We start from the raw sequence: 14504 nt of genomic DNA on the forward strand, positions 1-14504 counted from the left end.
GGCGGGCAACCTAAAAGCAGAAGCGCTCGCGGCCGGAATCGAACCGGCGACCTACCGCTTAGGAGGCGGTTGCTCTATCCACTGAGCTACGCAAGCGCACGCCGAACTTTTTGAACTGCACTCTAGCGCCAATCCCACCGCCTGACCAGCCTGACATTGCCGGATGTGACTTTCTAGAAGCCAGCACGCCGGAAATGTCTAACGGTCGTACGTCAGTAGCGATATCACAGGATAGCGTGCCAGTTTTTTCCGCCCGCCTAAGAACGTCAGCTCAACCAGAAAGGTTAGACCGACCACTTCCCCACCGAGTTTCTCGACAAGCGCCGCCGCCGCCGCCGCCGTCCCTCCGGTCGCCAACAAATCATCGGCGATGACGACGCGCTGCCCCGGCTGAATCGCGTCGCGGTGGATTTCAAGCGTATCGCTGCCGTACTCCAAGTCGTAGCTGATGCGCTCGACTTCGCCGGGCAATTTCCTTGGTTTCCGGACTGGGACAAACCCTGCGCCGAGTTGGTAGGCCAGCGGCGGCGCAAAGATGAAGCCCCGCGCTTCGACGCCGATCACCACATCAATCGGCTGTCCGGCCAAAGCCTCGCTCATGCGGTTGACCGCCAACCGCAGCCCCTGCGAATCCTTGAGCAACGTTGTAATGTCGTAGAACAGAATGCCGGGTTTAGGAAAATCGGGAATCTCACGAATCAGGCGTCGCAGCTCGTCCATCGCGCGCTCCTAGAAGAAGGCTCACCGAAACGAAACCGGCGGCGCACCACCGGCTTTCAGGCGACGACAGGCTAGCGCAAGATGCGGAACTCGTCACACTGAACCGAGGGATCAGCTTCCGTCACTTCAATGCCGGCGACTTGGGCATTGTAGGGGCCAAAACTCAGTTCGTGTTGAAAAGCTTCCATCACGTGAGGCTGTCCCTTGGCCCAAGCTTCAACGCTGCCGTCTGGAAGGTTGCGCACCCATCCCACAATCCCCAGTTCACGTGCAACACACAGGACAAAATACCGGTACCCGACGCCTTGCACCCGTCCCGTGATGCGAAAGTGCCGTGCAATTACGCCCATGCCGCCCGTCTCTGTTGTTGCAAAGCGTAAGAAGCCGGGCCAGGATTAACCCAGCTCGGCCAAACCTGTTGTTCACTAGTGCATTCGACGAACAACGTGGTCGGGGCGAGAGGATTTGAACCTCCGACCTCACGGTCCCGAACCGTGCGCTCTACCAGGCTGAGCCACGCCCCGTTGCAAGCGTTCCAATCCGCTAGGCCGGTATTGGCTTGGACTGAAACGGCTGTCAGACTACTCAGGGTCAGGGTTGTTTGTCAAATGGAAACCGGACAGCCGCGCGCCGCCCATCCCCTCCGTTGTCCGGCTAGGCTGCCATTCGCCGTACAGTCAGGCGACCGGGTGGACCGGCGACCAGTTTGCCGATGACCGCCGCACAGGGCGTCCCGCGCTTGCGCAGTTCGTCGAGGAGCGGCACAACGGCCTCAGGCGCAACGGCCAGCAGTAAGCCGCCGGAGGTTTGCGCGTCGCACAGCAACAGCTGATCGGTTTTGGCGAGCGCAGGATCATACGCCGTCCAGTCATTGAGAAAGCGCCAATTGGCGTGCGTCCCGCCCGGACAGAAACCAGCCTCCGCATAGCGCCGGGCGGCAGGTAGCACTGGAACGGCGTCATAATCCACTTCCGCCGCACAACCACTGGCGAAAGCCAGATTCCGCAAGTGACCTAGCAGGCCGAAGCCGGTGACATCCGTTGCGGCCTGGACGCCGACGGAGAGAGCCGCTTCGGCGGCGGCGCGATTGAGCGTCCGCATCAGGCGGACGGCCTCCGCTATCGCGCCCAGCTCGTCGGCGTCGTTTTTGGCTGCCGTCGTCACCACGCCCACGCCAATTGGCTTGGTCAGCACCAGCCGATCGCCCGGCCGTCCGCCGGCGTTGGTCAGCATCCGGTCGGGCGACACCACACCGACGACGGCCAGCCCGTAGATCGGCTCGTCACTCTTGATGGTGTGACCGCCGACGATGCTCACACCGGCGGCGGCGGCAATCTCCATCGCGCCGCGCAGGATGTCGCCCAGCACGGACGCTTCCAGCCGGTTGTCCGGGAAGCCGACCAGATTGAGCGCCGCGCGCGGTTCGCCTCCCATAGCGTACACGTCGCTCAGGGCGTTCGCCGCCGCAATCGCCCCAAAATCGGCCGGATCGTCCACAATCGGCGTAAAGAAGTCGGTCGTCAGCACCAGCGCCAAGTCGTCGCTGAGGCGATACACGGCTGCGTCGTCGGCCGTCTGACTTCCGACCAAAACGTTGGGGTCCGTCAGGGGCGGGAGTCCGCTCAAGAATGAGAACAAGTAGCCCGGCGGCTGCTTGGCGGCGCAGCCAGCGCGCTTGGCGAGCTTGGTCAGGCGAATAGCGTCGGCCGACATCGTAGTGGTGAGGACGATAGGTGTTTGGGGATGGCGCGTTCAAAACTATCAAACCAGCCGGGACTGCCGGCAAACGGCGGCTGCGCGAGTCCGCGCCTCAATCTCAAAGGGAATGTTCTCGTACGCCTTGGCAAGGCTGTCGCCGCGCAGCAGGTTGACGAGAAAATCCCATCCGTAACGCAGCGTAAAGCCGACGTAGCCATAGCGACGGTACTGAACGACGTGCGCCAGCTCGTGGGCGATGAGTTCAACTCCGGCCGGCGTGTCCGGCGTGTACCAACCCGGCGCCACCCAAACGAGTGAACCGAACGTAATCGCAATCGGCGGGACAAAAGCCGTCCGCCGCACCCACCACGGCAGCGGGCCGACCCGCCAGAGCACATCACGGCCAAGGTCGAGTTCGGGAAAGAAAGGCTGTAAGCGGCGGCAGGTCGCCGACGGGAGTCGTTCCCAGCCGGGCGGCGGCGGCGCAACCCATGAACCGCACCGCAAACCGGTCATCAACAGCCGGAGCGTCGGCGCCGTTTTGGAGAACATACACGAATCTCTCCCTTCCGGTGTACGCAAAACAGGCCTGCGTTCTGAAACGCAAGTTGGCGATGGATAAGCGACCATGCCAATGTATTTTCCAAGCTAATCCCTAACCTATACCACACTAGGCTTCCAATGTGGTGAGACGTTTTGTAGTCCGTAACGGAGTTGGAATTATTACCTTTGCTATCCAATCGGAAGAATTAACTCAGAAATACTCAGTTTCTGATGCTTCGGAGGATTAGAATTCAGAATATTGGAGCGAATGGATTGAGTACCCAGATACCGGATTTCATCTCAAGCGCGGCGCCAAAGGTCGAATTAAATACACAGCCAAGTCCAGAGACTCAGACCAGAAGATTGTTAACTACTACGAGGCGAAGTTTAAGAAGGAAGATTATCGCTGGGAGACAGAGCGCGACGGCAATACGACGGTCATCAAAGCGCAAAAAGAGAATGCAAGCTCTACGATCAGCGTCTCCGTCAGTGTCTCAAACGGAAGGATAGAGGCCTTGGTAACTGGTAAAAAGCAATAAAAAAAGAAAAAACTTGGGCAATAGGTTCATGGGCTGTTGCACGGCTGTGATGTTGCTCGCCGTCAAGCCAGTTCATCAAAAAAAAACAATGGGAGTTAGCCGATTGTCGGCGTTCAGCTGCTTGCAGCCGGCTTTCGCGTGTCAAAGCCAAGCTTCCTCCAAGTGGAGCACCAAATCAAAATCAGAGGCTAAGCAAAGTCCAGCCATTTCGTTATCTTCGTTATGGCAAGGCGTCAGCCGACGCCTTGCCACACGTTCTGAAAACGGGCGGTCAAATTTGCCGCTGATGACCATCGCCGCCATGCAGTCTTTTCAGACTTTGCATATGCCTCTTGTCCTTCTTTCTCAAAGCTCTGAACACAAGAGCATCCCATTGTCCATATAAAGCTTTTTTCCAACCACATAGAATGCCGTCCCGGTGAAGTCATCCGAGCTGTCCGACGCCAACCAGACCACGGCGCGGCCGATGTCCTCCGGGGAGGCGACGCATCCATACAAGATCAACTCCGACGTATCCCCTGCCGCCCGGTTGCCGGATGCCTGAATTGCGCCCGGCGAAACTGCGTTGATGCGGATTCTCTTGCCGGTGACCTCCGGCGACAGCGACTTCTTCAGGAACGATAGGCCTTGCTTGGAAGCTGCGCCGTTGACTTCGACGGCCCACGGAATCGCGTTAGGCAAACCCGATGTGAAGATAATCTTGCCGAGCGTGGCTGAACCCCACGGGCGCGGCGGCTGGGCGAGAAACTGCCGGACGGCCTCCCGCGCGCACAAGAACTGCCGCGTCAGGTTGACGGCGACGATGTAGTTCCATTCTTCAAACGTTCTGTCGGCAAAGGCGGCGTCGCATTGGAGTCCGGCGTCGCTAACCAAAATATCAAGGCGACCGAACGCCTTGACGACGGCGGCGACTATGGCCTTGATCTCAGCTCCAATGCTCACATCGGCTTCAAGGGTGACGGCTCGGCCGCCGGCGGCGGCAATAGCGTCAGCCGTCACCTGCGCGCCGGCCGGATTGCCGGCGTCGTTGACGGCGACGTCTGCTCCGACGCGTGCGAGTTTGCGCGCCGACGCCGCGCCGACGGCCGAACCCGCACCGATGACCAAAGCCACTTGCCCCTGCAAAACTTCGCCAATCTTCATCATCGGAGCCATGGGGAGACTCCTAGACAAGCACAGGGTTCACCCTGTGGTTCAACTTCGCGGACGTGGTCATCGTAGCTTCTCGATTATGATCTTCTGTCGGCCGCCAAGTAACACTACCTGAAAAGGAGCTATTGCATAGTCTCTCTCGGCAAAGCGTATCAGGCGCTGCTCGGCGACTCCGCCGCGCCGGCGCAAAAAGCCCCCTAAGGCTGAACCGGCGGTCGCCAGCGCAGCAAACGCATCGCATTCGCCAACACAAACAAACTCGATAACCCCATGGCGGCCCCGGCGAACATGGGTGAAAGCAACACGCCAAACGCCGGGTACAGGACGCCGGCGGCGACCGGCAACAGCGCCGCGTTATAGGCGAACGCCCAGAACAGGTTTTGACGGATGTTGCGCATCGTCGCGCGGGACAACGCGATGAGATTCACCACGCCGGACGGATCGCCGGACATCAGCACGACATCGGCGGCTTCAACCGCGATGTCCGTCCCCGTCCCGATCGCAATGCCGACATCGGCGCTCGCCAGCGCGGGCGCATCGTTGATGCCGTCCCCGACAAACGCCACGGCGCCGCGCTTCTGAAACGCCCGCACCACTTCCGCCTTGGCTTCCGGGCGCACCTCAGCGATGACCTCCGTGACGCCCAGCCACGACGCCACCGCCTGTGCGGTTTGCCGGTTGTCGCCCGTTACCATGGCCACCTCTAGCCCGTCCGCGCGCAAGCGTGCAACCGTCGCAGCCGCCGTCGGTTTCACCTCGTCGGCGACGGCCAGCAACGCCGCGAGCCGCCCATCAAGCGCGGCGTACAACGGGGTCTTTCCGGCGCATGTCAGAGCCTCCACCGTCGGCGCTAGGGGCGTGGCGTCCACGCCAAGCTCGGCCATCAACTGGCCGGTACCGACGGCCAACCGCCGTCCGGCGACCGTCGCCGTCACACCCAGACCGGGCAGGGCGGCGAAGTCGGCGACATCCGTTTGCGGCCAGCCCTGCGCTTCGGCCGCCGTGACAACAGCCCGTGCCGCTGGGTGTTCCGACCGGCGCTCCACAGCCGCAATCCAACCCAGCAGTTCAGTTTCGGTCAGGCCCGGCGGGGACGCCACAACTTGGACATCCGTGAGCGTCGGGCGTCCGACGGTCAGCGTGCCGGTCTTGTCAAAAACCACCGTCCGCAGATTGGCGAGCGTTTGCATGGCGCGGCCTGTCCGAAACAGGATGCCGAACTGCGCCGCCTTGCCCGTACTGACCAACAGTGAGGTCGGCGTCGCCAATCCCATGGCGCAGGGGCAGGCGATGATCAGGATGGCGACGGCGTTGACCACCGCCAACTCCAGCGACGCCAGTCCCCACCAGAGGCCAAAGGTCGCCAGCGCCGTCCCCAACACGACCGGGACGAACCACCTCACGACGCGATCCGCCACATCTTGGATGGGCGGTCGCGTCCCCTGTGCGGCTTGCACTAGACGGGCGATGCCCTGCAAAACTGTCTCTGCGCCGACGCGCTCGGCTCGAAACACAAAACTTCCCCGACCGTTGACCGTCCCGCCGACGACTTGACAGCCAACGGCCTTCGCCGCCGGGAGCGGCTCGCCGGTCAGCATAGATTCGTCCACAAAGGACGCTCCCTCGACGACGACGCCGTCCACAGGAATGCGCTCGCCGGGACGGACAACGACCAGATCACCCGGACAAATGTTGGACACTGGAATGTCAACGGTCTTTTGGTTGCGGATGACACGGGCCGTTTTCGGCTGCAATTCAAGTAGTCGCCGAATCGCCGCGCCCGCCTCCCCTCTGGCGCGCGCCTCAAGATATTTGCCGAGCAACACCAACGCGATGACCGTCGCCGCCGCCTCGTAGTACAGGTGTGTCGTCCCGGCAGGGAACGCCGTGGGCCACAACGTCACGGCCGCCGAGTACCCGTAGGCGGCCGTCGTCCCCAGCATCACAAGTGTGTTCATATCCGGCGCTCCGGCGCGCGCCGCCGCCCATCCCTTTTGGTAAAAGCGCCAGCCGGGGCCGAACTGCACGAGCGTCGCCAACCCTAACAACACCCACCGCAGCGCCGCCTCCCCTACGACGCCGACTAAGGCGTGGTGCAGCGCCGGCAGGAACATCGGCGACATCTCAAGCATGAAGAGCGGCACGGCTAAGAGACCGGCGATGAGCGCCCGCCGACCAAGAGAACGCCGCTCGCGCTCGCTTGCGTCGGCCGCCGCCTGCTCCGGCGCATCGGCGGCGGTCGTGACGACCGTGTAACCGGCCTGTTCAATGGCGGCGTGTAGCGCGGGCAAGGTGATGGTTTCGGGGTAGTAGGTCACAATCGCCTGCTCCGCCGCCAAGTTCACCGTCGCCGCCCTGACGCCTTCGAGCCGGTGCAGCGCGCGCTCAATCCGGTTGGCGCAGGCCGCACACGTCATCCCGCCGACGCCAATGATTTCCGTTACGGCGATAGGCGGCTCGGCAGAGGTGTGAGAGGGTGTTGTGGTTGACGTTGACTTCGATGTTGTTAGTGTATCGCGCATGGCGCTTTCAGAGCGTCTTTACGGCTTTTCCTCCTTGCGTTTGCTCAAACAACCTGAAAGCCGGCTTCTTCAATCGCCGCGACAATCCGCGCCCGGCTCACGGTTTCGGGCGCATAGGCGACGGAAGCCCGCCCAATCTCCACCCGGCGTACCTCAACGCCGACGAGCGCGCGGAGTGCGGTTTCGACGGCGCGCACGCAATGCCCACAGTGCATGCCTTCAATCTCAAAGGTCTCCTCACGCATCACCTTGCCCTCCTCTGGCGTACCGTTCCACTTGCCGGGTACGTCCCGGCGCAACACCATGCGGTGTATGAAACGTTTGTGGCTTTCGTGTTGTACGATCCTAGCGGCTCTCCTCCTGCTCTTGTCACCGACGGCGTTGTGGCCGACGGCTTCCTCCCCAATGCCGACACGTTCCCTGCTGCAAATCGGTCCCGTTCGCGCCCCTGAACTGGAAGGCGGCGTGGACTGGCTCAACATACCGAGGCCGCTGTCGCTCGCCGCGCTACGTGGGAAGGTCGTGCTACTCGATTTCTGGACCTACTGCTGCATCAACTGTCTGCACGTTATCGCCGACCTCAAGGCATTGGAAGCCAAGTACCCAAATGAACTGGTTGTCATCGGCGTCCACTCGGCCAAGTTCACAAACGAGAAAGAAAGCAACAGCATCCGGCAGGCGATTGCGCGCTACGACATCCGGCACCCGGTCGTCAACGACGCCAACCTCGCCATCTGGAACGCCTATGCAGTACGCGCCTGGCCGACGCTGGTGCTGATCACACCCGACGGCTACGTGGCGAGTCGGTACACTGGCGAGGGTCACCGCGACGAACTTGACCGCGACATCGCTGCGCTCATTGCCGAGGCCAAGCGCAAGGGGACGCTCAAGCCGGGGTCAGTGGAAACCGCGCTAGAACTGTCCAAAGAACCCGACCGTCCGCTCCGGTTTCCGGGCAAGGTGCATGCGGATGCGGCGAGTCGGCGCTTATTCATCGCCGACACCGGCCACCATCGGGTGGTTGTCGTTGATTTCGACGGCGGGTTGCTTGACGTCATCGGCTCCGGCGCGCCAGGAACGCGCAACGGCCCTTACGATTTCGCTGAGTTCCGTTATCCGCAGGGACTGGCGCTGGACGGCGATTTCCTTTATGTCGCCGACACCGGCAATCACCTGATTCGGCGTGTCAATCTCAAGACCAAGCAGGTGGAAACAGTCGCCGGGACGGGCAAAAACGAGCGCGGCGACCGAACGGGGCCAGGGACGACCATCGGCCTCAGTTCACCTTGGGATTTGGTCGTCCACGAACGCACGCTGTTTATCGCTATGGCGGGGGCACACCAAATCTGGCGGTACAACCTCGACACCGGCACGGTCGGCTGGTACGCCGGAACCGGCGGCGAGGGACGGCGGGACGGCGCGCTCGACACGGCGCTGTTTGCTCAGCCTTCGGGATTGGCGACCGATGGTAAGCGACTGTATGTGGCCGACAGTGAAATCAGCGCCATTCGAGCCATTGACTTGAAGGATGGACAGGTGACGACTATAGCTGGCGGCGATCTGTTCGACTTCGGCGACGCTAACGGCAGGGGCGAAAACGCCCGCTTCCAGCATCCGCTGGGAGTAGCCGTCGCCGACCGCAAGCTGTACGTTGCGGACAGCTACAACCATAAGCTGCGCACGATTGACCTGCGAACGCGCTTTGTCTCAAACCTGATTGGCGCCGGCAAGCCAGGCCTGCAAAACGACATCCCGGCGCTGTTTCACGAACCGGGCGGCGTGTCCTACGCCGACGGCAAACTGTTCATCGCCGACACCAACAATCACGTTGTGCGCGTGGTGGAGTTTGAGCCGACGCGGGTGCGAACGTTTCCGATTGATAAACTCAACGCTCCGACGCCGGTCAAACGCAAGGCCGATGCGCTGCCGAACGAGGAACAGGTCGGCGTCCCGGCGCAGCGGCTCATACCGGGCGCGGGCGAGATTGTGGTGGATGTCAAGTTGCCGCCGGGGTTCAAGTATGCCCCCAAGGCCGAGCAACGGTACTTTGTGAGCATTGAGGCCGGAACGGAGGGCTTTACCGTACCGGCCAAGGCGATGGCGGCGGCGGGTGAGAAGCTGCGCTTCCCGGTGACGATTCCCTATACCGTCACGGCTGACGGTATGGGCGCGTTTGACGTGGTGGTGTCCGTGACCTACTGCAAGGAAGGTAATGAAGGTTTCTGTACGGTGACGACCTATCGCTTCCATGTTCCGTTTATCGGTCGCGCCAAGGGCGGCACCAAGCGTCTCATTCTTCAGAAGCAAATCCCTACGCCGGCGCCAGCCGGCTAAAGATTCACGCCGGCCGGCGTGCGCCGCTGCGCCGGTTGGCGGTATCATCCGGCGGCGGCTTTTCAGCGGCGGAAAAACGGACAAACCCGAAGGAGGCGTTCGTTGATGGGAGGAGTGGTGTCGCCACGACTGGACTTGTCGCCCTACGTCAGGGCCCTTGACTGGTTGCCTTCGGTTGAGGTGCGCGGGCGTGTCACAGAACTGGTCGGCTTGCTTGTCCGGGCCTCTGTACCGGGCGCGCGCATTGAGGAACTGTGCCTCATCCGCTCGCCGCACCGCGCGCAGGATTTGAAGGCTGAAGTCGTCGGCTTTCGCGGTTCGGAAATTATTCTCATGCCGCTGGGAGAACTTCAGGATGTCGCCATGGGCGCGGAAGTCATCTCAACCGGCGGCTCGCTCAAGGTGCGGGTAAGCGACGAACTACTGGGGCGCGTCTTGGACGGGCTGGGCGAACCGATGGACGGCAAAGGACCGATCCAGAACGCCGTTGAGGTTCCCGTCTCCGCCCGCCCGCCCGACCCGATGAAGCGCCAGCGTGTGACAAAGCGTTTTGTGACCGGCGTACGGGCGATTGACGCGACGTTGACCGTCGGCGAAGGGCAGCGCGTCGGCATCTTCGCCGCCGCTGGCGTGGGCAAATCAACGCTACTAGGGATGTTGGCGCGCAACACGGAAGCTGAGGTCAACGTCATTGCGCTCATCGGTGAACGCGGACGCGAAGTGCGCGACTTTCTCGAACACGATCTCGGACCGGAGGGTCTGAAGCGGTCGGTTATCGTTGTCGCAACGTCCAACGAACCGTCGCTGGTGCGGCTCAAGGCGGCGCACGTTGCGACGGCCATCGCCGAGTACTTCCGCGACCAAGGCAAAAAAGTGCTGCTGATGATGGACTCCGTGACGCGCTTCGCCCGCGCCTTGCGCGAAGTCGGCTTGGCGACCGGCGAACCCCCGGCGCGCGCCGGTTTCCCACCGTCGGTATTCAGCGAGTTGCCCAAGCTGTTGGAGCGTACCGGCAACTCGCAGCGCGGCTCGATCACAGCCTTTTACACCGTGCTTGTCGAAGGCGACGACATGACCGAACCCATCGCCGACGAAACCCGCTCGATTTTGGACGGACATATCATTTTGTCGCGCGCGCTGGCGGCTGGCGGTCACTATCCAGCGATTGATGTCCGGCACTCGGTGTCGCGCGTTATGACGGCCGTAGCCGACAAGGATCACATCGCCAAGGCGATGAAGCTGCGCGACATTCTTGACGCCTATGAGTCCCAGAAGGACCTGATTCTCATCGGCGCGTACAAAAGCGGCAAAGACAAGCGTACCGACTACGCCATCTCGAAAATTGACGCGGTCAATCAGTTCCTGCGTCAGTCCACGAGTGAAAAGGCCGATTTTCAGGAGACGCTTGACCGACTGGCGAAAATCCTGTGACACACCCGTATGACGCCGCCGAACGACCTTGGCCGTTCAGCTGGAGGAAGCGGCGGCGGTCGCGGATGTGTGTTTCCGCCACGCCGAAGCCGCCGCCGAGTCTTTCCGCCGCCGTTGTCAACCTTGCGCCGGTGGGAGTGGTCGGCTGATATGGGCCCAGGCGGCGGTGTGCCCGGACTGCGACGCGCCGTGCGCCAACCGGGGCGACTTCCTCGCGTAAGCTTTGCGTCATCTTCGGCTCTGCGCTGCGTGATTTCCCTGAAGACGTAGGCTACGTCTTGGCGCTCCCTTGGCGTCGCTAGGGCCTGACCGTAGGCAAGCTAGCTTGGCGCGTGGAGCGCCGCCCGCGTGTGGACTGCCGCCTGCCTTACAGGCGATGAATACAGCAGGCGCTTATTTTCAACCTCACTTGCACTTGCGGAGCTTCACCCGTTGGCGCTCGTTTTGGCGTTGCTCTTGTTGGGCGCGTTTGCGTCCGGCTACCTTGTCCCCATCGCCACCAGCCGCGACCATTGCCGGTCTCCGCCGTCGGAGAGTTTTCCAAGTTTCTTACACGGCGGCGAAATAGCTCACGGGTTTCCCCTGCCCTGTTCCGGTCGGCGCGCGCTTCGGCTTGCAGACGAAGCCTGACGCAAACTACCGACCATCCGCCCCGCTCGACGCCGGTTGTTTCGTTGGCGAAACGGCGTTCTCGGCCAGAAACCGACGTGTCGCCTGGACGACGGCTTCAAACTGGTCGTGATGCACCCAGTGGCCGGCTTCGGGGACCTCAACGTACTGCATCCGCTCAATCATCTGGAGTTGGGGACTTTGCGCCAGATTCGCCGCCCAGCTCTTTGCGCCTCGAATGCACAGTACCGGACACTTGACGGCGGCGAACAACTCCTTTGCCAACTCCGTCGGTAAACCCAACGGCGGCAGGTGGCGCAAATACGGGTCGAACTTCCAGATGAGGCTGCCGTCGGCCGTCCGGTTCGTGCCGTAGCGCGTCAGATGCGCGGCCATCGCGTCGCTTAGGTGCGGATTGGCTTCCTTCATCCGGGCGGTGGCTTCCTCAATTGAGGCGTAGCGGCGAGGCGTACGGCTCTCGGCCGCTAGGACACGCTCCGCCCACGTCCGCAGCCGCTCGGTGTAGGTTTTGGTTTTCACCGACGGCGGCGGCCCCCAACCTTCGATGTTGACGACGGCGGCAACCCGCTCCGGGAAGGCGGCGGCATAGTGCATCGCCACCACTCCGCCCAGCGAATGCCCGACGACGGCGGCCGGAAACCGTTGTACCACACCGCCGAACGCGACCAAATCGAGCATAAACTCTGGAAAGGCGTACATCGCGCCTTCCACCCAGGCGCTGTCGCCGTGGCCGCGTAAGTCGAGGGCGTAGACGTGGTACTCGTGGTGAAACGCGCGTGCAAAATCGTCCCAGCTGCGGGCGTGATCCTGCGTGCCGTGTACAAGGATGAGCGGCGGCCGGTCGTCTCCGCCGCCGTAGTCCCAGTAGTGCAGCTTGAGCCGGTGCGAATGAAAGTAGTGGGATGATGGGTTCATGGCTCGTCGTCCCGCGACATCGGAGAGCAGCGTTGCTCGATCATCATATCGTTTTTCGCAGCGATGTAGCCCGGCTTTCTTCCTCGCTCGCTGCGCCTTGGCGTCTCGGCGCGAGTCCGTCATCGCCCTTTGCGCAGTCTCCTTCATTGCGGCCGGGTCATTCGCGGCTGAAACCGATTGCTTCAGAGGCGCTTTGAGCCGGCTGCACCTGAAAAACGCTGCAATCCCCTGCTGTTATCATAATTGCTGAAAAATCGCTTGACCCTGCTACTTGTTGTTGTATTTCACCTAGTAGTTGTATTTGTTCTGTTGTTAGTATTTTGCTTGGTTATTTTTATGGCGACAGCGTTGCGTAAATGTGGCAGAAGTACCATTGCTCCCTTCCGCTGTGGGGTTCGCCAATGCGCTGAGTCCGCGCTTGACGCAAAAAACCAATGTAATTTTTTGTTAAAGAAAGCTGCTGTTGGCTTCACTTTGCATCTGATGCAGATTGACTGTGTTCTGGAGGTCAAACATGTCATTGGCTCAGTCAAGAATAGGTTTTGCTGTGATAAGCCGTCGGGGCGTTTTGCTGACGCTGTGGCTGTTGTGGCTGCTGTCGCCTCTTCAGGCGGGCGCGCAGCTTCATCCCGCCGATGACAACAAGGGCTTCCCGTGGCTTAGCGTCGTCCCGGATATCACTTCAGAGGGCTTTGCCGCTGAGATCCAGGTTTCGGCTGTCGCCAGTGAGGCGCGTCCATTCCGAGCGACGCTTGTCCAGACTCGAAACGCCACTCAGCGCCGCATGCAAGATCTCCGCCTTGCGTGGTTTCTGATCGAAGCGGATGGCGACAAGCGCGTTCTCGCCGCCGGTCAGTGTGTAGCGAAGCGGCTGCCGCGAGAAGTCGCCCAAGTTGCGCGCAAAGGCAAGCCGGCCGATGTGGAGACGGTGGCTGGTCGGCGCGACTATGGATTGCCTCTGGGATCGCTCTTGGAGGCGGCGCGCCGGTCTCAGGCTAGCCAAGTCTTGCTCATCCTAGCGGCTGAAGAAGTCAAGTTTGAGGACGGCGAAACTTGGCGGCGCGCTGTAGCGCCGGAGTCGGTCGTTGCGAGCGTAGGCGATGCGAGCGTAGGCGATCAGCCTGCCCGGCAAGCGTACGTCTACTGCCCAAACCAGACGTGTCAGGCGCGTTACGACTCGCAGGGCAACGCGCTGGGCTATGAGTGCGTCGGCGCGCGCGGGCAGCTTTGTGAAAATCACGGGACTTTCTGCATCAACCGGATTTGCCTCCGGCAGCAAGACTGCGCGACACAGCCGGACCTACCCCACTGCGAAGACTGGTGGGTGATTGTGTCATAAGTTGCGGTCGCAGGCGGTGGTGACACGGGTGCTGGGCGGGGGACAGACGACGCGCTACGAGCGGCGGTTCAACGACGGGAGCTTGGAAGTTTATGGCTTGGCGCTCGATCCGCCGACAGGGACGACGCGGCGGTGGTTTTTGACGCAGCTGAAAGACGCGCAGGGGCATACGGTGACGCTGAACTACAACGAAGCGCCGTACGATGCGGACGCGCGGGCGTGCGACTGACGAGCGTGGTGGACGCGCAGGGGCGGCGGACGCGGCTGGACTACCCGACGACGGGGACGGACGCGGAGCGGCTGCGGGTGACGCGGGTGACGGACCCGTACGGGCGGTATGCGCAGTTTGCGTACGACGGGAGCGGACGGCTGGCGAGGATCACGGACGTGATCGGGATCGAGTCGGCGTTCACCTATGGGGCGGGGGACTTTCTGACCAGCCTGACGACGCCGTATGGGACGACGAGCTTCACGAACGGACCTGGGACGGGGGCGCAGCGGTGGGTGGAGGTGACGCATCCGACGGGGGAGAAGGAGCGGGTGGAATACAACGCGCAAAACAACCCGGCGACGAGCGTGCCGTTCAGTGAAAGCGTCGTGCCGAGCGGGTCGAGCGTGCCGCTCATCAACCAGTACATCAACGGGCGGAACAGCTTTTACTGGGATCGGAAGGCGTACGCG

13 protein-coding genes and 2 tRNA genes are annotated in these 14504 nt (G+C 61.9%); 5 read left to right on the forward strand and 10 right to left on the reverse strand.

Going from position 1 to position 14504, the window contains the following annotated elements:
• Positions 1-23: 23 nt before the first annotated feature.
• From NZ585_08175 to NZ585_08215, 9 genes are all read right to left on the reverse strand, one after another.
• A tRNA-Arg gene (locus tag NZ585_08175) sits at positions 24-96 on the reverse strand.
• Positions 97-198: 102 nt separating this feature from the next.
• Complete coding sequence (locus NZ585_08180; GenBank protein ID MCS7080014.1) at positions 199-720, reverse strand: adenine phosphoribosyltransferase; 522 nt, start codon at positions 718-720, stop codon at positions 199-201.
• Positions 721-791: 71 nt separating this feature from the next.
• Positions 792-1070 carry an acylphosphatase gene (locus NZ585_08185; GenBank protein MCS7080015.1) on the reverse strand — a complete coding sequence of 93 codons (279 nt, stop codon included), beginning with the start codon at positions 1068-1070 and terminating at the stop codon, positions 792-794.
• Between the two features lie 97 nt (positions 1071-1167).
• Positions 1168-1244 (reverse strand) — tRNA-Pro (locus tag NZ585_08190).
• Between the two features lie 130 nt (positions 1245-1374).
• Positions 1375-2433, reverse strand: a complete 1059-nt coding sequence (gene selD, locus NZ585_08195) for a selenide, water dikinase SelD (protein MCS7080016.1) — start codon at positions 2431-2433, stop codon at positions 1375-1377.
• Between the two features lie 48 nt (positions 2434-2481).
• Positions 2482-2970: a DUF4157 domain-containing protein gene (locus NZ585_08200; GenBank protein MCS7080017.1), complete on the reverse strand. Its 489-nt coding sequence runs from the start codon at positions 2968-2970 to the stop codon at positions 2482-2484.
• Positions 2971-3845: 875 nt separating this feature from the next.
• The gene (locus NZ585_08205) at positions 3846-4655 is read right to left on the reverse strand and encodes an SDR family oxidoreductase (GenBank protein ID MCS7080018.1); all 810 of its coding nucleotides are present in this window, start codon (positions 4653-4655) and stop codon (positions 3846-3848) included.
• A 194-nt stretch (positions 4656-4849) separates the two neighbouring features.
• Positions 4850-7174, reverse strand: coding sequence for a heavy metal translocating P-type ATPase (locus tag NZ585_08210; protein MCS7080019.1), 2325 nt, complete (start codon positions 7172-7174; stop codon positions 4850-4852).
• Positions 7175-7218: 44 nt separating this feature from the next.
• Entirely contained in the window at positions 7219-7479 is a 261-nt protein-coding gene (locus tag NZ585_08215) for a cation transporter (GenBank protein MCS7080020.1), read from the reverse strand.
• 100 nt (positions 7480-7579) lie between these two features.
• Here NZ585_08215 and NZ585_08220 point away from each other — a divergent pair, with 100 nt between their 5' ends.
• Both NZ585_08220 and sctN read left to right on the forward strand, forming a co-directional pair.
• Positions 7580-9508 (forward strand): thioredoxin-like domain-containing protein, encoded by a 1929-nt coding sequence (locus tag NZ585_08220; GenBank protein ID MCS7080021.1) that lies wholly within the window; start codon positions 7580-7582, stop codon positions 9506-9508.
• 105 nt (positions 9509-9613) lie between these two features.
• Positions 9614-10939: a type III secretion system ATPase SctN gene (gene sctN / locus NZ585_08225; GenBank protein ID MCS7080022.1), complete on the forward strand. Its 1326-nt coding sequence runs from the start codon at positions 9614-9616 to the stop codon at positions 10937-10939.
• 636 nt (positions 10940-11575) lie between these two features.
• On the opposite strand, the gene NZ585_08230 is transcribed toward sctN, so the two are convergent.
• Positions 11576-12484 carry an alpha/beta hydrolase gene (locus NZ585_08230; GenBank protein MCS7080023.1) on the reverse strand — a complete coding sequence of 303 codons (909 nt, stop codon included), beginning with the start codon at positions 12482-12484 and terminating at the stop codon, positions 11576-11578.
• Positions 12485-13031: 547 nt separating this feature from the next.
• On the opposite strand from NZ585_08230, the gene NZ585_08235 reads away from it, so the two are divergent.
• From NZ585_08235 to NZ585_08245, 3 genes are all read left to right on the forward strand, one after another.
• Positions 13032-13823: a hypothetical protein gene (locus tag NZ585_08235; GenBank protein ID MCS7080024.1), complete on the forward strand. Its 792-nt coding sequence runs from the start codon at positions 13032-13034 to the stop codon at positions 13821-13823.
• Positions 13813-14052: a hypothetical protein gene (locus NZ585_08240; GenBank protein MCS7080025.1), complete on the forward strand. Its 240-nt coding sequence runs from the start codon at positions 13813-13815 to the stop codon at positions 14050-14052. Before NZ585_08235 ends, NZ585_08240 begins: the two co-directional genes overlap by 11 nt.
• On the forward strand, positions 14043-14504 hold a 462-nt coding region (locus NZ585_08245), incomplete at its 3' end, for a hypothetical protein (protein ID MCS7080026.1). The genes NZ585_08240 and NZ585_08245, both read left to right, overlap by 10 nt.

It is taken from the genome of Chloracidobacterium sp., from assembly GCA_025057975.1.
Lineage (GTDB): Bacteria > Acidobacteriota > Blastocatellia > Chloracidobacteriales > Chloracidobacteriaceae > Chloracidobacterium.

Coding starts and splice junctions, on each gene's coding strand:
- NZ585_08180 (MCS7080014.1), bottom strand. CDS start 720: ATGGACGAGCTGCGACGCCTGATTCGTGAGATTCCCGATTTTCCTAAA.
- NZ585_08185 (MCS7080015.1), bottom strand. CDS start 1,070: ATGGGCGTAATTGCACGGCACTTTCGCATCACGGGACGGGTGCAAGGC.
- selD (MCS7080016.1), bottom strand. CDS start 2,433: ATGTCGGCCGACGCTATTCGCCTGACCAAGCTCGCCAAGCGCGCTGGC.
- NZ585_08200 (MCS7080017.1), bottom strand. CDS start 2,970: ATGTTCTCCAAAACGGCGCCGACGCTCCGGCTGTTGATGACCGGTTTG.
- NZ585_08205 (MCS7080018.1), bottom strand. CDS start 4,655: ATGGCTCCGATGATGAAGATTGGCGAAGTTTTGCAGGGGCAAGTGGCT.
- NZ585_08210 (MCS7080019.1), bottom strand. CDS start 7,174: ATGCGCGATACACTAACAACATCGAAGTCAACGTCAACCACAACACCC.
- NZ585_08215 (MCS7080020.1), bottom strand. CDS start 7,479: ATGGTGTTGCGCCGGGACGTACCCGGCAAGTGGAACGGTACGCCAGAG.
- NZ585_08220 (MCS7080021.1), top strand. CDS start 7,580: ATGCCGACACGTTCCCTGCTGCAAATCGGTCCCGTTCGCGCCCCTGAA.
- sctN (MCS7080022.1), top strand. CDS start 9,614: ATGGGAGGAGTGGTGTCGCCACGACTGGACTTGTCGCCCTACGTCAGG.
- NZ585_08230 (MCS7080023.1), bottom strand. CDS start 12,484: ATGAACCCATCATCCCACTACTTTCATTCGCACCGGCTCAAGCTGCAC.